At 68.4% G+C, this 18,684-nt stretch carries 17 protein-coding genes; 7 read left to right on the plus strand and 10 right to left on the minus strand.

From position 1 onward, the window contains the following. Positions 1-3 precede the first annotated feature (3 nt). The 6 genes from U8L64_RS08040 to U8L64_RS08065 all read right to left on the minus strand — a co-directional run bounded on the left by U8L64_RS08040 (position 4) and on the right by U8L64_RS08065 (position 5,665). Positions 4-1,764 (minus strand): copper resistance system multicopper oxidase, encoded by a 1,761-nt coding sequence (locus U8L64_RS08040; RefSeq protein ID WP_333395933.1) that lies wholly within the window; start codon positions 1,762-1,764, stop codon positions 4-6. Positions 1,765-1,909: 145 nt separating this feature from the next. Further along, positions 1,910-2,260 carry a DUF3147 family protein gene (locus tag U8L64_RS08045; protein ID WP_077682962.1) on the minus strand — a complete coding sequence of 117 codons (351 nt, stop codon included), beginning with the start codon at positions 2,258-2,260 and terminating at the stop codon, positions 1,910-1,912. 32 nt (positions 2,261-2,292) lie between these two features. Beyond that, positions 2,293-2,739 (minus strand): DUF411 domain-containing protein, encoded by a 447-nt coding sequence (locus U8L64_RS08050; RefSeq protein ID WP_008570358.1) that lies wholly within the window; start codon positions 2,737-2,739, stop codon positions 2,293-2,295. Positions 2,740-2,760: 21 nt separating this feature from the next. Next, entirely contained in the window at positions 2,761-3,027 is a 267-nt protein-coding gene (locus U8L64_RS08055; RefSeq protein WP_043297230.1) for a CopZ family metallochaperone, read from the minus strand. A 63-nt stretch (positions 3,028-3,090) separates the two neighbouring features. Continuing rightward, on the minus strand, positions 3,091-5,475 hold the full coding sequence (locus tag U8L64_RS08060; RefSeq protein WP_442965273.1) for a heavy metal translocating P-type ATPase: 2,385 nt from the start codon (positions 5,473-5,475) through the stop codon (positions 3,091-3,093). After that, positions 5,462-5,665 (minus strand): DUF2933 domain-containing protein, encoded by a 204-nt coding sequence (locus U8L64_RS08065; protein ID WP_156714957.1) that lies wholly within the window; start codon positions 5,663-5,665, stop codon positions 5,462-5,464. The genes U8L64_RS08060 and U8L64_RS08065 overlap by 14 nt, the downstream gene beginning before the upstream one ends. 143 nt (positions 5,666-5,808) lie before the next feature. Here U8L64_RS08065 and U8L64_RS08070 point away from each other — a divergent pair, with 143 nt between their 5' ends. Both U8L64_RS08070 and U8L64_RS08075 read left to right on the plus strand, forming a co-directional pair. Continuing rightward, positions 5,809-6,492 (plus strand): heavy metal response regulator transcription factor, encoded by a 684-nt coding sequence (locus U8L64_RS08070; RefSeq protein WP_043297228.1) that lies wholly within the window; start codon positions 5,809-5,811, stop codon positions 6,490-6,492. Further along, positions 6,489-7,853 (plus strand): heavy metal sensor histidine kinase, encoded by a 1,365-nt coding sequence (locus U8L64_RS08075; RefSeq protein WP_043297227.1) that lies wholly within the window; start codon positions 6,489-6,491, stop codon positions 7,851-7,853. The genes U8L64_RS08070 and U8L64_RS08075 overlap by 4 nt, the downstream gene beginning before the upstream one ends. A gap of 8 nt (positions 7,854-7,861) precedes the next feature. Here U8L64_RS08075 and U8L64_RS08080 read toward each other — a convergent pair whose 3' ends face one another. Next, positions 7,862-9,184, minus strand: coding sequence for a sensor histidine kinase (locus tag U8L64_RS08080; RefSeq protein WP_273526254.1), 1,323 nt, complete (start codon positions 9,182-9,184; stop codon positions 7,862-7,864). Then, positions 9,181-9,858 (minus strand): response regulator, encoded by a 678-nt coding sequence (locus tag U8L64_RS08085; RefSeq protein ID WP_110776438.1) that lies wholly within the window; start codon positions 9,856-9,858, stop codon positions 9,181-9,183. The genes U8L64_RS08080 and U8L64_RS08085 overlap by 4 nt, the downstream gene beginning before the upstream one ends. 138 nt (positions 9,859-9,996) lie before the next feature. Here U8L64_RS08085 and dsbD point away from each other — a divergent pair, with 138 nt between their 5' ends. The 3 genes from dsbD to dsbG are packed head-to-tail and all read left to right on the plus strand — an operon-like array spanning position 9,997 to position 13,312. Continuing rightward, on the plus strand, positions 9,997-11,733 hold the full coding sequence (gene dsbD, locus U8L64_RS08090; protein WP_333395948.1) for a protein-disulfide reductase DsbD: 1,737 nt from the start codon (positions 9,997-9,999) through the stop codon (positions 11,731-11,733). Next, the gene (locus U8L64_RS08095) at positions 11,733-12,548 is read left to right on the plus strand and encodes a TlpA family protein disulfide reductase (RefSeq protein ID WP_167134801.1); all 816 of its coding nucleotides are present in this window, start codon (positions 11,733-11,735) and stop codon (positions 12,546-12,548) included. The genes dsbD and U8L64_RS08095 overlap by 1 nt, the downstream gene beginning before the upstream one ends. Beyond that, positions 12,545-13,312 carry a thiol:disulfide interchange protein DsbG gene (gene dsbG, locus U8L64_RS08100; protein ID WP_333395954.1) on the plus strand — a complete coding sequence of 256 codons (768 nt, stop codon included), beginning with the start codon at positions 12,545-12,547 and terminating at the stop codon, positions 13,310-13,312. Before U8L64_RS08095 ends, dsbG begins: the two co-directional genes overlap by 4 nt. A 118-nt stretch (positions 13,313-13,430) precedes the next feature. Here dsbG and U8L64_RS08105 read toward each other — a convergent pair whose 3' ends face one another. Together U8L64_RS08105 and U8L64_RS08110 are read right to left on the minus strand one after the other, a co-directional pair. Further along, the gene (locus tag U8L64_RS08105; protein WP_043297222.1) at positions 13,431-14,102 is read right to left on the minus strand and encodes a DUF4197 domain-containing protein; all 672 of its coding nucleotides are present in this window, start codon (positions 14,100-14,102) and stop codon (positions 13,431-13,433) included. Between the two features lie 62 nt (positions 14,103-14,164). Further along, positions 14,165-15,169, minus strand: coding sequence for an AraC family transcriptional regulator (locus U8L64_RS08110; RefSeq protein WP_273526258.1), 1,005 nt, complete (start codon positions 15,167-15,169; stop codon positions 14,165-14,167). A 142-nt stretch (positions 15,170-15,311) separates the two neighbouring features. On the opposite strand from U8L64_RS08110, the gene U8L64_RS08115 reads away from it, so the two are divergent. Together U8L64_RS08115 and U8L64_RS08120 are read left to right on the plus strand one after the other, a co-directional pair. Further along, positions 15,312-16,913: an FAD-dependent oxidoreductase gene (locus tag U8L64_RS08115; RefSeq protein ID WP_333395960.1), complete on the plus strand. Its 1,602-nt coding sequence runs from the start codon at positions 15,312-15,314 to the stop codon at positions 16,911-16,913. Positions 16,914-16,949: 36 nt separating this feature from the next. Continuing rightward, positions 16,950-18,680 (plus strand): thiamine pyrophosphate-binding protein, encoded by a 1,731-nt coding sequence (locus tag U8L64_RS08120; protein ID WP_333395962.1) that lies wholly within the window; start codon positions 16,950-16,952, stop codon positions 18,678-18,680. The last annotated feature ends 4 nt before the right edge of the window (positions 18,681-18,684 follow it).

Consider the following 18,684-nt stretch of genomic DNA (forward strand, 5'->3'; position numbering starts at 1 on the left):
CCTTCACTCTTCTACGCGGACTTCGCGGAACATCCCGAGGTCCATGTGCATCAGCATATGGCAGTGGTAGGCCCAGCGCCCGAGGGCGTCGGCGGTGACACGGTAACTGCGTCTCGCGCCCGGCGGCATATCGATGGTGTGCTTGCGTACGAGGAAATTGCCGTGCTCGTCCTCCAGGTCGCTCCATAGCCCATGCAGGTGGATGGGGTGGTGCATCATGGTGTCGTTGACCAGCACGATGCGCACGCGCTCGCCGTACTGCAGACGGATCGGCTCGGCATCGGCGAAAGGGATGCCGTCGAACGACCAGGAGAAACGCTCCATGTGGCCGGTCAGGTGCAGCTCGAGGGTACGGCTCGGCTGACGGCCATCCGGATCGGCGAAGCTGCTGCGCAGGTCGGCGTAGGTCAGCACGCGGCGGCCGTTGTCGCGCAGGCCAATGCCCGGATCGTCCAGCTTGGGCACCGGCATCATGGTTTGCATGTCCACCAGCGGGTTGTTCGTCTCGCTGGCCGGGTGCGTCTGCATCGCGGTTTCGGCGTTCGCACCGTGTCCCATGTCGGCGTGTTTCATCTGGCCGTGATCCATGTCGCCATGGTCCATGTCGCTGCCCGTGGAGGCGGCGCCATGCGCGGCGTGATCGCCGTGGCCCATGTCGTCCATGCTCAGTTCGGGGCGCGGATCGGGCTCGGGCACCGGTGCCTGCAGGCCCTGGCGCACCGCCAGGGTGCCGCGAGAAAAGCCCGAGCGGTCCATCGCCTGGGCGAACAGCGTGTAGGCGTCCTGGCTGCCGTCCGGCTCGACGATCACGTCGAGCGTTTCGGCCACCGCCAGGCGCACTTCGTCGACGGTCACCGGTTCGACGTACTGGCCGTCGGCGGCGACCACGGTGAGCTTGAGGCCGGGGATGCGGAAGTCGAAATAGGTCATCGCCGAACCGTTGATGAGCCGCAGGCGAATGCGCTCGCCCGGCTGAAACAGTCCGGTCCAGTTGCCGTCCGGCGCCTGGCCGTTGAGCAGGTAGGTGTAGGTGGCGCCGCTGATGTCGGCGAGATCGGTGGGTGACATGTTCATCTTGGCCCACGCCCAGCGCTCGCTGAAGCTCTCGCGCCAGCCCTTGTCGGCCGCGTCTTCGATGAAATCGCCAAGGGTGCGGCGTCCCAGGTTGTAGTAGTCGGCCTGCTTCTTCAGCTTGGCCAGTACCCGCGCCGGGCTCTCGTCGGTCCAGTCGGAGAGGAACACCACGTAGTCGCGCTCGTAGCTGAACGGCTCCGGCTCGATGGGATCGATCACCAGCGGGCCATAGACGCCGAGCTGCTCCTGGAAGGCGGAATGGCTGTGGTACCAGTAGGTGCCGCTCTGCTTCACCTTGAAGCGGTACTCGTACATACCGTCCGGCGCGATACCGGCAAAGCTGAAACCGGGTACGCCGTCCATGTTGGCCGGCAGCAGGATGCCGTGCCAGTGGATGGAGGTGTCGTGGGGCAGGCGGTTGCGCACGCGCAGGGTCACGCTGTCGCCTTCGCGCCAGCGCAGCAGCGGGCCGGGGATGCTGCCGTTGATGGCCATGGCGGTGCGGCGGTTGCCGGTGAAATCCACCGTCATGGCGTCGATGGTCAGATCGAACTCGGTGCCGCTGAGTGTCGTCGGCTGGCCGGGGCTGGTCAGCGCCCAGACGGGCTGGCGCCATAGCCCGAGCCCGGCGAAAGCGCCACCGGCGGCGAGGCTTTTGACGAAGGTGCGCCGAGAGCTATTCGAGTGCATGCAGGTCCTGTTCGAGAGTGGCTGTTCGCGCTGCTCCAGCGGACGCGCGCGGCAAACATGTCTGGTCATCATAAGGGCGCTCAGCTGACTCGCAGCTGAGCCGAAGATTACCGTTCTGTCAGCTTGATGTGGCCCGCCCTAGGCGTTACAGCAGCTCGATGCCGAAGCGTCGCAGTACGAGTGCCAGCGCACCGAAGCAGATGACGGTCAGCACCGCGCACGCCAGCAGCGTCGGCCAGAAGCCCAGGCGTGGCAGCAGGCGGGGGAATACGAGAAACATCGGCAGCGTCGGCAGCACGTACCAGAAGGTGTACCAGGCGTGGTTGGCGATCTTCTCGCTCGGCTGCCGCTCGATGTACAGCCAGATCAGGCTGAGCAGGGTGATCAATGGCAGCGCGGCCAGGAAGCCGCCCAGCTTGTCGCTGCGCTTGGCGGCTTCCGAGACCAGCACCACCACGGCGGCGGTCAGCAGGAACTTGGTGACGATCCAGGCCATGGGGGTTCCCCGGTGACGCGCTGCCGCGAGACTCAGCGTACCGGCTGGCTGCCGAGATAATCGCCCATCACCACGTCACGGCCTTGTTCGGTCAGGCCAATCACCTGGTAGCGCTCATGCGGCTGGCCGTAGTCCATGCCCGGCGAGCCGGCCGGCATGCCCGGTACCGCGACGCCGGCGAGATCGTCGCGCTGCTGCAGCTCACGGATCGCCGCGACCGGCACATGGCCTTCGACGAACTTGCCGTCGATCACCCCGGTGTGGCACGAGCCCAGGCGCGGCGCCACGCCCGCGCGCTGCTTGACTGCCGACATGTTGGCCTCGACATGGTCGCGCACCTCGAAGCCGTTGGCTTCCAGATACTTGATCCAGTCCTTGCAGCAGCCGCAGTTGGCGTCGCGATGCACATCGATCACATCGGCGGCGTGGGCCGCGCCGGAGATCAGCAGGGCGGCGAGGGCGGTGAGATAAGGCTTCATGTACGTCTCCAGATCAGGGTTTCAGCGACAGCCGCAGCCACCGTTGCCGCCGCAGCCGGTCGGCGCGGCGGGGGTGGTTGTGGCGGTGTTGATGGCGGCAGGATAGCCGGCTTCGTCGAGCGCGGCGATCAGCGCCGGACTGTCGGCCTGGCCGGCGACACGGGCGACCCCGGCGGCCAGGTCGACCTCGACGCCAGTGACGCCGGGCACTGCCTGCAGCGCTTCGCTGACATGCTTGACGCAATGGCCGCAGGTCATGCCGGTTACCTTGAGTTCGATGCTGTTCATGTGCGTCTCCCAGGATGGTTGCGTGAACGTGGTTGGATGTTCATCCCTGACATCGTGTCAAGGTCAAGCGCTGCCACCGTCGATGGAGGCCTTGCGCAGACGCAGCGCGTTGAACACCACCGAGGCGGAGCTGACGCTCATCGCCAGCGCGGCAATCATCGGCGACAGCAGGTGCCCGGTCAGCGGGTAGAACAGGCCGGCGGCCAGCGGGATGCCCAGGCTGTTGTAGAGGAAGGCGAAGGTCAGGTTCTGGTGCATGTTGCGCACCGTCGCCACCGACAGGCTGCGGGCGCGCAGGATGCCCAGCAGATCGCCCTTGACCAGGGTGACCTGGGCGCTGTTCATCGCCACGTCGGTGCCGGTGCCCATGGCGATGCCGACGTCGGCGCGCGCCAGCGCCGGCGCGTCGTTGATGCCGTCGCCGGCCATCGCCACGCGGTGCCCGGCCTGCTGCAGGGTGGCGGCCAGGCGCTCCTTGTCCTGTGGCTTGACCTCGCCGTGCACCTCCTCGATGCCCAGCTGGCGCGCCACCGAGCGCGCGGTGGTCAGCCCGTCGCCAGTGGCCATGACCACCCGGACGCCATCGGCCTGCAGCCGCTCGACCGCCAGCTTCGAGGTCGGCTTGATCGGGTCGGCCACCGCCAGCAGCCCGGCCAGCGTGCCGTCGACCGCCAGGTACATGATGCTCACGCCTTCGGCGCGCAGCGCTTCGGAGCGCTGACGCAGTGCGCCGCTGTCGACGCCGCCCTCATCGAGCAGCGCCGTGTTGCCGAGCAGCAGGCGCCGGCCGGCGACGCGCCCGCGCACGCCGATGCCCGAGGCCGACTCGAAGTGCTCGACCGGGCTCAGTTGCACGCCGGTCGCGCGGGCGCGCTCGACGATGGCGTGGGCCAGCGGGTGCTCGCTGCCCTGATCGAGGCTGGCCGCCAGTTGCAGTACCTCGTCTTCGCCGAAGCCGGGCGCGGCGACCACGCTGTGGAAGGCCGGGCGGCCCTCGGTGAGGGTGCCGGTCTTGTCGACGATCAGCGTGTCGATCTTGCGCAGGTTCTCGATGGCGCTGGCGTCGCGGAACAGCACGCCGCTGCCGGCGGCCTTGCCGGTGGCGACCATCACCGACATCGGCGTGGCCAGCCCCAGCGCGCAGGGGCAGGCGATGATCAGTACCGCGACCGCGTTGATCAGGCCGAACACCCAGCTCGGCTGCGGGCCGAACAGGCCCCAGCCGAAGAAGGTCAGCACGGCGATGGCGATCACTACCAGCACGAACCAGCCGGCGATCAGGTCGGCCAGGCGCTGCATCGGCGCGCGGCTGCGCTGGGCCTGGGCGACCATCTGCACGATCTGCGCGAGCATGGTCGCCGAGCCGACCTTCTGCGCTTCCATCACCAGGCTGCCGTGGGTGTTGAGCGTGGCGCCGATCAACGCGTCGCCGCTGCGCTTGGTCACCGGCAGCGGCTCGCCGGTGAGCATCGACTCGTCCACCGCGCTTTCGCCCTCGAGCACGCGGCCGTCCACCGGCACCTTCTCGCCGGGGCGCACGCGCAGGCGGTCGCCGAGGTGCACGTGGGTCAGGGCGATGTCCTCCTCGCTGCCGTCGGCGTTGATCCGCCGCGCGGTCTTCGGCGCCAGGCCGAGCAGCGACTTGATCGCCGCCGAGGTCTGCGAGCGCGCGCGCAGCTCGAGCATCTGGCCGAGCAGGGTCAGCGAGATGATCACCGCCGCCGCCTCGTAGTAGACGCCGATGCGCCCATCCTCCAGGAAAGTCGCCGGGAACAGCTGTGGCGCCAGTGTCGCTGCCACGCTGTAGACATAGGCTGCGGCGGTGCCCAGGCCGATCAGCGTCCACATGTTCGGGCTGCGCTGGCGGATCGACTGCACCCCGCGCACGAAAAATGGCCAGCCAGCCCAGAGCACCACCGGCGTCGCCAGCAGCAGTTCCACCCAGTTCTGCGTGGCGCCGTGGAACAGCGCCAGCGAATGTCCGGCCATCGCCAGCAGGGTGACGATCACCGTCAGCGGCAGGCTCCACCAGAAGCGCCGGGAGAAATCGCGCAGCTCGGGGTTTTCCTGCTCCTCCAGCTCGGGGATCACCGGCTCCAGCGCCATGCCGCACTTGGGGCAGGTGCCGGGGCCGATCTGGCGGATCTCCGGGTGCATCGGGCAGGTGTACTCGGCGGCCGGGTCGGCCTCGACCGGCGCCGCCGCGGGCTCGGCGCCGGCATAGCGCTGCGGCTCGGCGACGAAGCGGTCCAGGCAGCGCTGGCTGCAGAAGTGGTAGTCGCGCCCGCCATGGCTGGCATGCAGCGGGCTGTCGCCGGCCACCGGCATGCCGCACACCGGATCCTGTTCGGTCGCGGTTTCGGCAGAGTGGGGCGGGTGCGAGTGCTGGGCGGGGTGGTGATGCGCGTGTGCGTGGGCGTGGTTACCGGACTGGTCAGCGGTCGCCATCGTGGCCTCCGTGTCTGTGGCCGAACAGGTGCATGAGCGGGCAGAGCAGCAGGATCAGGTAGGGCAGCAGCCGGGCGCCATGCGTCACGTGTTCGCGCAGCAGGTAGAACAGCCCGATCATCGCCAGCATCAGCAGGGCGATGCCGGCGGGGCTGCGCCAGAACGGCTGGGGAGTTCCGCTGCGCTGCATGGTGGCCTCCGGGCTGGATGGCTTCAAGATAGACCCGGCGGCCTTACATGGAGCTGATGAAAAGATTACGTTTCTGTCAGCTGATGGCGTGCGGGCCGCTGCGGCTGCCACACTTCGTCCACCGTCGAGCCGAGGAAAGGGACATGAAACTGCTGGTCGCCGAAGACGAGCCGAAAACCGGCACCTACCTGCAGCAGGGCCTGAGCGAGGCCGGCTTCACCGTCGACCGCGTCACCACCGGCACCGATGCCCTGCAGCATGCGCTGAGCACGCCCTACGACCTGCTGATCCTCGATGTGATGATGCCCGGCCTGGACGGCTGGGACGTGCTGCGCCTGGTGCGCGCCTCGGGCAGCGAGGTGCCGGTGCTGTTTCTGACCGCGCGCGACCGCGTCGAGGACCGCGTGAAGGGCCTGGAGCTGGGCGCCGACGACTACCTGGTCAAGCCGTTCGCCTTTTCCGAGTTGTTGGCGCGGGTGCGCACGCTGCTGCGGCGCGGCAATGCGGCGACGCTGCAAACCCAGCTCAGGGTCGCCGATCTCGAGGTCGACCTGCTCAAGCGCCGCGCCACGCGCGGCGGCCAGCGTATCGACCTGACCGCCAAGGAATTCGCCCTGCTGGAGCTCTTGCTGCGCCGGCGCGGCGAGGTGCTGCCCAAGTCGCTGATCGCTTCCCAGGTGTGGGACATGAACTTCGACAGCGACACCAACGTCATCGAGGTGGCGATCCGCCGTCTGCGGGCGAAGATCGACGACGGCTTCGAGCCGAGGCTGATCCACACCGCGCGCGGCATGGGTTACATGCTCGACGAGCCGGACGCCCCATGACGCAGCTGTCGCTGACCGCGCGGCTGAGCCTGATGTTCATGCTCGCCGTCACTGGCGTGCTGGCGGCGGCTGGCTACTTCTTCGGTCAGCTCAGCCAGCACCACTTCGACGAACTGGACCGCCACACCCTGCACGAGAAGCTCGAGGCCGCTAGCCGCCTGCTCGGCGGGTTGGAAGATGCGCAGGCGTTCGCGCAGGTGCGCCCGCAGCTGCAGGCGCTGCTCGGCGGGCACAGCGAGATGCGGGGTTTCATCTTCGACGAGACGGGTGCGCAGCTGTATCCCGAAGCGCCGCGCGCGATGGCCGAGCCGCAGCTGCTGGAGCTGGTCGGGCGGCGGGCCGGCGAGCTGCAGCTGGACGGGCGCGTCTGGCGCGGCGAGGCGGGGCATGTGCGGGTCGGCTCGCAGCGCCTGACCTTGCTCGTGTTGCTGGATGTCACCGTGCACAAGGCCTTCTTCCATACCTTCAGCGGCTGGTTGTGGGGCGCGCTGGTGCTCTGCGCGGCGCTCAGCGGCCTGCTCGGCTGGGCACTGGTGCGTCGCGGCCTGCAGCCGCTGCGCGAGGTCACCCAGGTGGCGGCCTCGGTGTCGGCCCGCTCGCTGCGCGAGCGCATCCCCGACGAGTCGACCCCGGCCGAGCTGCAGCAGCTGGTGCAGGCCTTCAACGCTATGCTGGCGCGGCTGGAAGACGCCTTCGTGCGGTTGTCGAACTTCTCCGCCGACATCGCCCACGAGCTGCGCACGCCGCTGAGCAACCTGATGACCCACACCGAGGTGGCGCTGACCCGCGCGCGCACGCTGGATCAGTACCAGGACAACCTGCATTCGAATCTGGAGGAGTTGCAGCGCATGTCGCGGATGATCGACGACATGCTGTTTCTGGCCAAGGCGGATAACGGGCTGATCGTGCCGGACGCCAAGCCCGTCGCGCTGGAGGCGTTGTGCGCGCAGCTGCTGGACTATTACCAGCTCTCGGCCGACGAGCGCGGGGTGCGCTTCGAGCTGTCCGGTGCCGGTACGATTCAGGGCGACTTGTCGATGCTGCGTCGGGCGCTGTCGAACCTGCTGTCCAATGCGCTGCGCTACACCCCCGACGGCGAGCGCATTCGCGTGGCCATCGAGCGCGGCGCTGATCAGGTGACGCTTGAGGTGAGCAATCCCGGCGCGACCATCGCGCCCGAGCATCTGGAGCGACTGTTCGACCGCTTCTACCGGGTCGACCCGGCGCGCCGCGAAGGCAGCCCGAGCAATGCCGGCCTGGGGCTGGCGATCACCCGTTCGATCGTTCAGGCCCATCAGGGCCGTATCCATTGCACCTCCGCGCAGGGTTGGACGTCCTTCCGCCTGGAATTCCCCGGCTAAGCGCATGCTCAGCGCTGCAACGGCACCGTCAGCGATACGCGCAGGCCGTCGGCCTGGCTGTCGAAGGTGAGGGTGCAGTCGCAGCGTTGCGCGATCGCCTGGACGATGGCCAGGCCCAGGCCGCTGCCGCTGCTGGCGGCGTGTCGCCAGAAGCGCCGGGTCAGGTGCTCGAGATGTTCGGCAGCGATGCCTGGGCCCTGGTCGCGTACTTCGAAGCGTACTCGCTCCGCTTCAGGCAGCAGGGTCAGCGTGACGGCACTGCCCGGCGCGGTGTGGCGCTGGGCATTCTCCAGCAGGTTGCGCAGCGCGGCGATGGCCAGCACCGGCGGCATGGCCAGCGGCGTGTCGGGCAATTCCGCCGGGACCTGCAACAGGATTGGTGCGCCATCGCCGCCACTGGCGTCCTGAATCGCCAGCCGCGCGACCTCGGCGGCGGTGCACTGCAGGCCATCGTCGAAATCCAGACTGCCTTCCACCCGGGCCAGCAACAGCAGCTGTTCCAGCGTGCGCTGCAGCCGATCGGCGCCGGCCTCGGCGTTGGCCAGCGCCTGTTCGGCGGCGGTACCTTCGGTCATGCGTGCCACCTGCAGGTGGGTCTTGATCGCCGTCAGCGGGCTGCGCAGTTCGTGGGCGGCGTCGCCGGTCAGCCGGCGTTCGCGTTCGATGGCCTGGGCGATGCGCTGGAACAGCTGATTCTGCGTCTGCACCAGCGGCAGCAGCTCCGCCGGCAGGCCTTCGACCGGCAAGGGTTCGAGGGAGTCGGCGCTGCGTCGGGTCAGGGCCTCGCGAATCCTGCGCAGGGGCGCCAGCCCACGGCCCAGGCCGAGCCAGAGCAGACCCAGGCTGCCGAGCAGGGCGACCGCCACGGGCAGCGCTGCCGCCAGCAACACCGAGCGCTTCAGCGCGGCACGTTCATCCAGGCGGTCGGCCGTGGTGATGCGCAGCTCGCCTTGCACCAGCGTGAAGCTGCGCCAGGGCACGCCGTCGATCAGTTGGTCGCGAAAGCCGTTCTGCTCGGCGTCGAGCTGCTGGTTGGGCGCACTGTGGCTGCGCGCCAGCACCTCGCCACGCAGCGAGCTGACCTGGCAGGCCAGGCCGTTGGGGATGCCCAGTTGCTCGGCGCTCAGGCGCTGCGGCGGACCGTCGCCGGGCACCGGCTGCGGCAGCTGCACCAGCAGGCCGGCGACCATGCGCGCCGAGGCCGCCAGACGCTGGTCGAGCGAGAGCATCATCTGGCTGCGCAGATCGACCAGCATCCAGGTCGCGGCCAGCGCCCAGAGCAGCACGAAGGCGGAGCCGAGCATCAGGGTCAGGCGCAGGCGCAGGCTCATGACGCGTCCTCGTCGCCTGCCGGGCCGAGGCGGTAGCCGAGGCCGCGCACGGTTTCGACGATGCCGCTGCCGAGCTTGCGCCGCAGGTGGTGGATATGCACGTTGAGGGCATTGCTCTCGACATCGTCGGCAAAACCGTAGACTGCGTCCTTGAGCTGCTCGCTGCTGAGCACCCGGCCCTGATTGTTGAGCAGTGCCTGCAGCAGTGCCTGTTCGCGGCGGGACAGGTCGACCAGGCGGCCGTCCAGGCGTGCTTCGCAGCGGCTCGGGTCGTAGCTCAGCCGACCATGCTCGATGAGGTTGACGCTGCGCCCGGACATGCGCCGCATCAGCGTGTGCAGGCGCGCGGCCAGTTCGCGCAGGTCGAAGGGCTTGAGCAGGTAATCGTCGGCACCCGCCTGCAGGCCGGTGACCCGGTCGCTGACGGCATCGCGCGCGGTAAGCACCAGCACCGGCAGCTCCAGGCCCTGCTGGCGCAGGCGGCGCAGCAGGGCGAGGCCGTCTTCGTCGGGCAGGCCGAGGTCGAGGATCAGCACATCGAAGTGCGCCGCGCGCAGCAGGGCTTCGGCAGCCGCCGCGGTCGCGGCATGGTCGACGATCAGGCCCTGGGCGTTGAGCCCGGCGACGATACCGCTGGCGATCAGCGCGTCGTCTTCGGCAAGCAGCACGTGCATGGGGAGGGTCCGCAGAAAAAGCTCGAGGGTGGACCTTAGCGATTAAGGCAGCGTTACGCAGCCCGTGCGGTTGCGTTAATGGCGCGTTAATCCCGCCCCGGCATGCTGCGCGGCAGTCATTTCTCGGCCAGGACTCTCATGCGCACATTGGTTCTTCTGCTGTTTCTGTTGGCGCCCGGATTGGCGCTGCCGGCCGGTGGGCTGTTCGGCGGCGGCTCGCAGGGTGATTTTCTGCCGGTGGACGAGGCGTTCGCGCTGACGGTCAGCCCGCAGGAGAACGGTGCGACGCTGCTGCACTGGCGGATCGCACCGGGCTATTACCTCTATCAGCAGCGTCTGCAGTTCGATGGCCTGCCACCGGAGCGCCAGCCGCTACTGCCCGAGGGAAAGCCCTACAGCGACGAGTTCTTCGGCGATTCGCAGATCTACCGCGACAGCCTCGAACTGCTGGTCCCGCCAGGCGCCGAGAACAGTGTGCGCCTCGGCTGGCAGGGCTGCGCCGATGCCGGGCTCTGCTATCCGCCGCAGACCCGCGAGGTATCGCTGAGCGGTGACGGCATCGCCTCGGCAGCCTCCGGGCAGGCCGAAGATCAGGCGCTGGCCAGCGGCCTCGAAAATCAGGCACTGGGCTGGAGCCTGCTGGTGTTCTTCGGTCTCGGTCTGTTGCTGGCCTTCACCCCCTGTTCGCTGCCGATGCTGCCGATTCTGGCGGGCATCGTGGTCGGCAGCGGTGCCACCTCGCGCCGTGGTTTTGCCCTGGCGGCGACCTACGTGGTCAGCATGGCGCTGGTCTATGCCGGGCTCGGTGTGCTGGCGGCGCTGCTCGGCGCCAACCTGCAGGCGGCGCTGCAGCAACCCTGGTTGCTGACCAGTTTCGCCGTGCTGTTCGTGCTGCTGGCGCTGCCCATGTTCGGTTTGTTCGAGCTGCAATTGCCGGTGGCGCTGCGTGATCGCCTGCAGCGTGTCGGTGATCGCCAGCGCGGGGGCAGCCTCGCCGGGGCTGGCGCGCTGGGCGTGCTCTCCGGCCTGCTGGTCGGCCCCTGCATGACCGCGCCGCTGGCCGCCGCGCTGCTGTTCATCGCGCAGAGTGGCAGTGCGCTGCAGGGCGGTCTGGTGCTGTTCGTGCTGGGCCTCGGCATTGGCACACCGCTGCTGTTGCTGGTGACGGTTGGCCAGCGCTTTCTGCCCAAGCCGGGCGCCTGGATGGATCGGGTCAAGGTGGTGTTCGGCTTCCTCTTCCTCGCGGCCGCGCTGTTCGTCGCGCGTCCGTTGCTGGCCGACTGGCTGTGGCTGGGCCTGTGGGGCGCGCTGCTGGTGGTGCTCGCCACCGCCTTGCTGCATGTGGCGCAGGCAGTGCAACGCCAGCGCGTGCTCTGTCAGGCCGGCGGCGTTCTGCTGGGGCTGTGGGGCGCGGCGATGCTGCTGGGTGCCGCCGGCGGTGCGGATGATCCGCGTCGGCCGCTGGCGATCTATGCCGGCGGCGTGGCGACGGCCGCGGCGGTCGAGTCCCACGCGCTCGGTTTCAGCGATCCGGCGGTGCTCGATCGTGAGCTGGCGGCAGCCAAGGCGCAGGGCCAGTGGGTGCTGATCGATTACTACGCCGACTGGTGCGTCTCCTGTAAGGTCATGGAGAAGGAGGTCTTCGGCAATGCCCAGGTGCAGGCGAGTCTGGACGGTGTGCGCGTGCTGCGCCCCGACGTGACCCGCAGCGGTGCCGCCAGCCGCGAGTTGCTGGACCGCTACCAGGTGCTCGGCCCGCCGACGCTGCTGTGGATCGGTCCGGATGGCGAGGAGCGCCGTGAACGTCGCATCACCGGCGAGGTCGGTGCCAGGGACTTTCTGCAGAACTGGAACCAGACCCGGGAGCAAGGTTGATGCTGACTGTGAATATCGGGCCGCTGGCCCTGGCGGTGCCCCATGTATTGCTGCTCGGCAGCCTGCTGCTGGCGACCCTGACCGGCTGGTGGGTCGGCCGGCGCAGCGAGCGCAACCCGGAGCGCCAGCTGTTTCGCCTGCTGCTGGTGGCGCTGCTGGTGGCACGGCTGGCCTTTGTCGCGCTGTACTGGGCGTACTACCAGGATGACTGGCTGAGCGTCATCGATATCCGCGACGGAGGCTTCATCGCCTGGCCGGGGCTGTTCGCCGCGCTGGCGCTCGGCATCTGGTGGAGCTGGAGCGACCGCGAACTGCGCAAGCCGCTGGGCATCGCGCTCACGGTGGGCGTCCTCAGCTGGGGCTTCAGTAATCTGGCCTGGCATTCCCTCGAGCAAGGCACGCGCCTGCCGGAAATGGCCCTGCGTGACAGCCAGGGTCGCTCGGTGGCGCTGGAGGATTACGCGGGGCAGCCGCTGGTGGTCAATCTCTGGGCGACCTGGTGTCCGCCATGCCGACGCGAGATGCCGGTGCTCGCCGAGGCGCAGGCGCGCGAAAGCGACACCCTGTTCCTTTTCGTCAATCAGGGCGAAGGCGAGGGCGAGATCGGTCGCTTCCTGGAAACCGCAGGGCTGACGCTGGACAACGTACTGCTCGACAGCGGCGGGCGTCTCGGTCAGCACGTCGGCTCCACGGCGCTGCCCACCACGCTGTTCTACAACGCCGAGGGCCGTCAGATCGGCAGCCATCTCGGCGAACTCTCGCACGCCAGCCTGGCGCGCGCGCTGGAAAAACTGAAAGAGGATGCTGCGCAGTGATTCGATTCAAGCCGTTACCCTACCTGCTGGCCGGTGTGAGCCTGCTGACGTTGTCTGTGGCTCAGGCCGAGGCACTGCCGGAGGCGATCCAAGCCGTCGAGGCGCGCGGTGCCGAGGTCGTCGGCACCTTCGATGCGCCCGGTGGCATGAAAGGCTATGCCGCACGCTACAACGGCCAGGGCATGGCGCTCTATCTGACCGCCGATGGCGAGCACGTGCTGATCGGCAGCCTGCTCGATGCCAAGGGCGAGGACCTGACCCGCGCGCACCTGGAGAAGCTGGTCTACGAACCGCTCGCCAAGGAGATGTGGACGCGCATGGAGAACAGCACCTGGATCGCCGACGGCAAGGCGGACGCGCCGCGCATCATCTACATGTTCAGCGATCCGAACTGCCCGTACTGCAACATGTTCTGGAAGCAGGCGCGGCCCTGGGTCGAGTCGGGCAAGGTGCAGCTGCGGCACATCATGGTCGGCATGTTGCGCGCCGACAGTGCCGGGAAGTCTGCCGCGCTGCTCAGCGCCAGCAAGCCCGAAGCCGCCCTCAACGAACACGAAGCGGCCGGCAAGGCGAGCAAGCTCAAACCGTTGGAGAAGATTCCCGCCGCGCTGGAGAAACAGCTCACCGACAACCTGATGCTGATGAGCGAGCTAGGCGCCCAGGCCACGCCGGCGATCTTCTACCTCGACGGCAACGGACGGCTCCAACAGCACCAGGGTGCGCCGCGGCCGGATGCGCTGGAAACGATCATGGGGCCGCGCTGAGGCAGCGCTAGGGGAGGCGTGGAACAGCGCTGCGCGCGTTTTCCACCCTACGGCGGGGTGATGAAGGTAGGGTGGATGGCCGAAGCCATCCACGCGCAAGGCGACGCGGTAGTACGAATCAAAGAACGCCGAATACCTTCTTCGCCAGGCTGGTGGCGGCGGCGGCCGGGTCCTTGCGGATGTTCGCCTCCTGCTCGGCGATCACCGTGAACAGGCCGTCCAGCGCCTGCTCGGTGACGTAGCTTTCGATGTTGGCGTAGCCGCCGGACAGGCCGGTCGGTACTTTCGCCGCCACCGCGTTGTATTGCTGCGCGAGACCGACCTGGTCGGTGGCCTGCTTGACGATGGGTAGGAACTTGGCGCGAATCTGCTCGCGGCTGGATTTGTTCAGGTACTGGGTCGCCGAGTCGTCACCGCCGGCGAGAATTGCCTTGGCGTCCTGCACGGTCATCTTGCGCACGGCATCCAGCAGCAGTTGCTGGGCTTGCGGCACGGCCTTCTCGGCGGCCAGGTTCATGCTGTTTTCCAGCTGTTCGACCTGCGCGCCCATGCCGAGCATCTTCAACATGCGCGAGGCCTTGCCGATGTTGCCCGGCAGTTCGATGCGTACATTCGGGTCGCTGCTGAAGCCGCCCGGGCGGCCGAGCTGCTGCACCGCGACCTTGGCGCCCTGGCTGAGGGCATCCTTGAGGCCGGCGCTGGCATCGCTCTGGGTCAGGTCCGAGAGCGACAGGGCGAACGCGCCGGCAGACAGCAGCAGGCCGGCGGCAAAGGTGGCGATGCGAAGCATGGGGTGGTTCCTCCGAATGGGTGGCGGCGAGCTTAACAGCTGCCGTGGCGCTTCGAGAGCGTTCAGCTGACGTCGAAGTTGCCCTTGCGCCACAGCTGCGGTGCCATCCCGCTCCAGCGCTTGAATGCGCGGGAGAACGCCGTTTCGTCAGCGTAGCCCAGGTGCAGCGCGAGATCGGTGATCGACTGGGTGGACAGCCGCAGCTGGTGGCGCGCCTCGGCATAGCGCACCTGGTCGAGCAGCCCGCGAAAACTGTGCCCGTCGCGCTGCAAGGCGATCTGCAGGCTGCGCGGATGCTGACCGAGCAGGCGCGCGACCACGTCCAGCCGCGCCTCGCCGGTGGAGAGGATCGACTGCAACACGTAGCGGATTTGCTCGGCGAGGTCGGTCGGCAAGTGCCGGTTGTGATGGTACTGCTCGATCAAATGCGACTTGAGCTGATGCCGCTGCTCCAGCGGGCGCAGGTCGAAGATGCCGCTGTCGGTGACGAAGCCGCTGCTGCGCTGCTCGAACCGCACCGGGCAGGGAAATACCCGCGCGTAGTCGGCAGGCTCGCCCACCGCCGCGTGGCCGACCAGCAGCTCGCGAGGTTGCCAGCCGGCGCCGAACAGGCCGGTCATGGTTCGTTGCATCACCCCCAGGCCCAGCTCGCGCAGCTGGCGCAGGTCCACTGCATCGTGCAGCTGCAGGCGGTATTCGACATGCAGTCGGTCGCCTTCGCTGTGCAGATGCAGGGCGATGCCCTGCGCATGCAAATGCACGTATTGCTGGGTGAGCTTGAGCACCTCGGCGAAGCTCTCGGCCTGTGCCAGCAGCAGGCCGAACGGGCCGAACACCAGGTAGTCGTGATACTCGCTCAACTGCAGGCCGAAGCTGGGCGCCGGTCCCTCGGCGGCGGCAAGGTTGAGCGCGCGGGCGAAGCTGGCGTAGGGCACGTACAGATCCGGCCGGCGCAGCACCAGAGGGTCGAGATCGCAGCGGCGCAGCAGCTCGTGTGGATTCAGGTCGTAGCGCCGGCACAGGCTGTCGAAGCCGATGAACACGGCGCTGCGGGCGATCTGGGTCATGTTCGGCATCCGTTGGGCGACGGGGGCATTGCGGGCTTGGATTCGCAATATGTCAACCAGGCATTCGTGAAAAGTCAGGCTGCCGACGCAGCGCTTGCCTAGGCTGGGGGCATCGAATCGCACTTCTGCCAGGAGGCCGGACATGCAGCCTACGCATCATCGTTGTGAAACCCTGGTGATCGGCGCGGGGCTGGCCGGCATCAGCACGGCGCTGGAACTGCTCGAACGTGGCTGCCAGGTGCTGCTGCTGGACGCCGCGCCGCGCAGTCAGTGCGGCGGTCAGGCCAACGATGCGTTCGGTGGCATGTTGCTCTGCGGCACGCCGGAACAGCGGCGCAACAAGGTGCAGGATTCGCCCGAGCTGCTGCTGGAAGACTGGCTGCGGGTAGCCGCCTTCGACGCCGACGACCACTGGGGGCGGCGCTGGGCTGAGCACTATGCCGAGCGCAACAAGGCGGACATCTACGACTGGCTGCGCCAGCGCGGCGTGAGCTTCTTCCCGGCGGTGCAGTGGGTCGAGCGCGGCAATTTCGGCGACGGCAACGCGCTGCCGCGCTATCACGTCGCCTGGGGCTGCGGCCGCGGCGTGGCGCAGACGCTGGCGCGGCGGATGTTCGAGCATACTGGCCTGAGCTGCCTGTTCGAGCATCGCGTGCTAGGCCTGGAAACGCGCAACGGGGCCGTGGTGGGCTGCCACGGCCGCAGCGACGCGGGCGAGTTTCGCATCGCCGCCGAGCATGTGGTGCTGTGCAGCGGCGGCATCAATGGCGACCTGGCCAAGGTCCGCCAGCACTGGGACCCGCTGTACGGCCCGTACCCGGAGAACATCCTCAACGGCACCGACCCGCGCGCCGACGGCGAACTGCATGCGCAAGTGCAGGCGGCCGGTGGCCAGGTGGTCAAGCTCGGACGGATGTGGAACTACGCCGCCGGCATCGCCCATCCCGAGCCGCAGTATCCGCAGCATGGCCTGAGCCTGATTCCCTCGCGCTCGGCGCTCTGGCTCGATGCCAGCGGCCAACGCATCGGCCCGCAGCCGCTGGTAGGCGGTTTCGACACCCATGACCAGTGCAAGCGCATCGGCCATCTGCCCGGCCAGTACGGCTGGCAGTTGCTCAACTGGCGCATCGCGATCAAGGAGCTGGCGATTTCCGGCACCGACAGCAACCCGCATTTTCGCGACCGCAAGCTGTTGCCGCTGCTCTGGCAGCTCGCCACCGGCAACCGCCAGCTGGTGCGCTGGATGGTTGAGCGCTGCCCGGATGTACTGGCCGCCGACACGCTGCCGCAGCTGGCTGAAAAGATGGCCGCGCTGGCCGCCGATGGCCGTCTCGACCCCGATTTGCTGGCCGCAACGCTGGCGCGCTACGACGCCGGAATCCGCCGTGGTCCGGCGTTGTACAACGACGAACAACTGCGCCGCCTGCAGCAACTGCGGCAGTGGCGCGGCGACCGCGTGCGCACCTGCGCACCGCGGCCGATCCTCGCGGCGGGCAGCGGCCCGCTGATCGCCATCCGTACCCGGCTGATCAGCCGCAAGAGCATGGGCGGGATGCTCACCGACCTGCATTCACGGGTGCTCGATGGCCACGGCGAGCCCGTGCCCGGCCTGTATGCGGCCGGCGAGGCAGCCGGCTTCGGCGGCGGTGGCATCAGCGGCATCCGTTCGCTGGAAGGCACCTTTCTCTCGAACTGCATCCTCAACGGTCGTCGCGCCGCGCAGACCATCGCCGGCGACGCCTGACATATAAGAACAAGCATAAGAACAAGGAGAACCACCATGAAGAAGACCGGCGCCGCACTCGCACGCTTCGCCCTGGAACAGCTGGGCGTCAGCCACACCTTCGGCATTCCGGGCGTGCACAACACCGAGCTGTACGACGAGCTGAACGCCTCGCCAAGCATCCAGCCGGTGCTGGTGACGCACGAATGCGGCGCGGCCTTCATGGCCGATGCCTTCAGCCGCACTGGCTCAAGCATCGGCACGCTGGTGATCGTGCCTGCCGCCGGCGTCACCCATGCGGCCAGCGGCATCGGCGAAGCGGGGCTGGACGGCATTCCCATGTTGATCCTCTCCGGCGGCATCCACAGCGAAAGCGGCCGCCACTTCCAGCTGCACGACATCGACCAGCACGCGCTGCTGGCGCCGATCACCAAGGCGAGCTTTCGCATCCTCAGCCACGCCGAGGTGATTCCCACGCTGTATCAGGCGTACCGCATCGCCACCGGCGGCGAGCCGGGCCCGGTGTTCGTCGAGCTGCCGTACAACATCGGCAACTTTCTCGGCGAGGTGGAGGAGATGCCAGCCTTCGTCGCCGAGCCTTCGTCGCCGCCGCTCGATCCGGCGCTGCTGCGTCAGGCCGCGCGGTTGCTGGTCGACGCGCGCCAGCCCGGGCTGTTTCTCGGCTGGGGCGCGATGGGCGCGCAGGCCGAACTGATCCAGCTCGCCGAACTGCTCGCCGCGCCGGTGTGCACCACGCTGCAGGGGCTCAGCGCCTTCCCGGCCACGCATCCGCTGCATGTCGGCATGGGCTTCGGCGATTACGCGGTGCCGGCCGCGGCCAACGCCTTCGCCGATTGCGACTGCCTGCTGGCGGTGGGCACGCGCTTCGCGGAAATCCCCACCGGCAGCTACAGCATGCCGGTGCCGGCGAAGCTGATTCACCTGGACATCAACCCGCAGGTGTTCGGCGCCAACTACCCCGCGCGCGTCGCCCTGGCCGGCGCGGCCGAGCAGCTGATTCCGGCGCTGCTGGCCGAGGTCCGCGCCATGCGCAGCGCGCCGCCGCGCAGCGAGCTGGCGCAACGGATCGCCGCCGACAAGGCCGCGTATGTGAAGGAGTGGCTGCAGCACGACAGCCACGGGCGGGTGAATCCGGCGGTGTTCTGCCAGGCGTTGCGCGCGCAGCTCAGCGACCAGGCGATCGTGGTCGCCGACGATGGCAACCACACCTTCCTGCTGGCCGAGCTGATGCCGATCCACGCGGCACGCGGCTTCATCTCGCCCAGCGACTTCAATGCGATGGGCTACTGCGTGCCGGGCGTGATCGGCGCCAAGCTGGCCAACCCGCAGCGCCAGGTGGTCGGCGTGGTCGGCGATGGCGCATTGCGCATGACCGGCCTGGAGCTGGTCACCGCCAGCAGCCTGGGGCTCGATCTGGTGTTGTTCGTGTTCAACGACGGCGAGCTGTCGCAGATCGCCCAGGCCCAGGAGATTCCCTACAACCGCAAGACCTGCACCGTGCTGCGGCCGCTCAACCTCGCCGCGCTGGCCGAAACCACCGGTGCGGCGTTCGTCGCCATCGAGAACAACGCGCAGTGTGCCGACGGCATCACCCGGGCGATGACGCTGGCCGGCGAGGGCAGGCCGGTGCTGGTGGACGTGCGCATCGACTACAGCAAGCGCACGCGCTTCACCGAGGGCGTGGTCAAGGCCACGCTCAAGCGCTTCACCCCGCGCGACAAGCTGCGCGTGGTGAGTCGGGCGCTGTGGCGGCGGGTGACCGGCTGAGGAG

The organism is Pseudomonas sp. FIP_A4 (assembly GCF_036701605.1).
Lineage (GTDB): Bacteria > Pseudomonadota > Gammaproteobacteria > Pseudomonadales > Pseudomonadaceae > Stutzerimonas > Stutzerimonas phenolilytica.

Bases quoted from the DNA above. Each gene is read 5' to 3' on its own strand.
- U8L64_RS08070 (WP_043297228.1), top strand. From the start codon at position 5,809: ATGAAACTGCTGGTCGCCGAAGACGAGCCGAAAACCGGCACCTACCTG.
- dsbD (WP_333395948.1), top strand. From the start codon at position 9,997: ATGCGCACATTGGTTCTTCTGCTGTTTCTGTTGGCGCCCGGATTGGCG.
- U8L64_RS08095 (WP_167134801.1), top strand. From the start codon at position 11,733: ATGCTGACTGTGAATATCGGGCCGCTGGCCCTGGCGGTGCCCCATGTA.
- U8L64_RS08105 (WP_043297222.1), bottom strand. From the start codon at position 14,102: ATGCTTCGCATCGCCACCTTTGCCGCCGGCCTGCTGCTGTCTGCCGGC.
- U8L64_RS08040 (WP_333395933.1), bottom strand. From the start codon at position 1,764: ATGCACTCGAATAGCTCTCGGCGCACCTTCGTCAAAAGCCTCGCCGCC.
- U8L64_RS08110 (WP_273526258.1), bottom strand. From the start codon at position 15,169: ATGACCCAGATCGCCCGCAGCGCCGTGTTCATCGGCTTCGACAGCCTG.
- U8L64_RS08065 (WP_156714957.1), bottom strand. From the start codon at position 5,665: ATGCAGCGCAGCGGAACTCCCCAGCCGTTCTGGCGCAGCCCCGCCGGC.
- U8L64_RS08060 (WP_442965273.1), bottom strand. From the start codon at position 5,475: ATGGCGACCGCTGACCAGTCCGGTAACCACGCCCACGCACACGCGCAT.
- U8L64_RS08050 (WP_008570358.1), bottom strand. From the start codon at position 2,739: ATGAAGCCTTATCTCACCGCCCTCGCCGCCCTGCTGATCTCCGGCGCG.
- U8L64_RS08080 (WP_273526254.1), bottom strand. From the start codon at position 9,184: ATGAGCCTGCGCCTGCGCCTGACCCTGATGCTCGGCTCCGCCTTCGTG.
- U8L64_RS08045 (WP_077682962.1), bottom strand. From the start codon at position 2,260: ATGGCCTGGATCGTCACCAAGTTCCTGCTGACCGCCGCCGTGGTGGTG.
- U8L64_RS08120 (WP_333395962.1), top strand. From the start codon at position 16,950: ATGAAGAAGACCGGCGCCGCACTCGCACGCTTCGCCCTGGAACAGCTG.
- U8L64_RS08115 (WP_333395960.1), top strand. From the start codon at position 15,312: ATGCAGCCTACGCATCATCGTTGTGAAACCCTGGTGATCGGCGCGGGG.
- U8L64_RS08075 (WP_043297227.1), top strand. From the start codon at position 6,489: ATGACGCAGCTGTCGCTGACCGCGCGGCTGAGCCTGATGTTCATGCTC.
- U8L64_RS08085 (WP_110776438.1), bottom strand. From the start codon at position 9,858: ATGCACGTGCTGCTTGCCGAAGACGACGCGCTGATCGCCAGCGGTATC.
- U8L64_RS08055 (WP_043297230.1), bottom strand. From the start codon at position 3,027: ATGAACAGCATCGAACTCAAGGTAACCGGCATGACCTGCGGCCATTGC.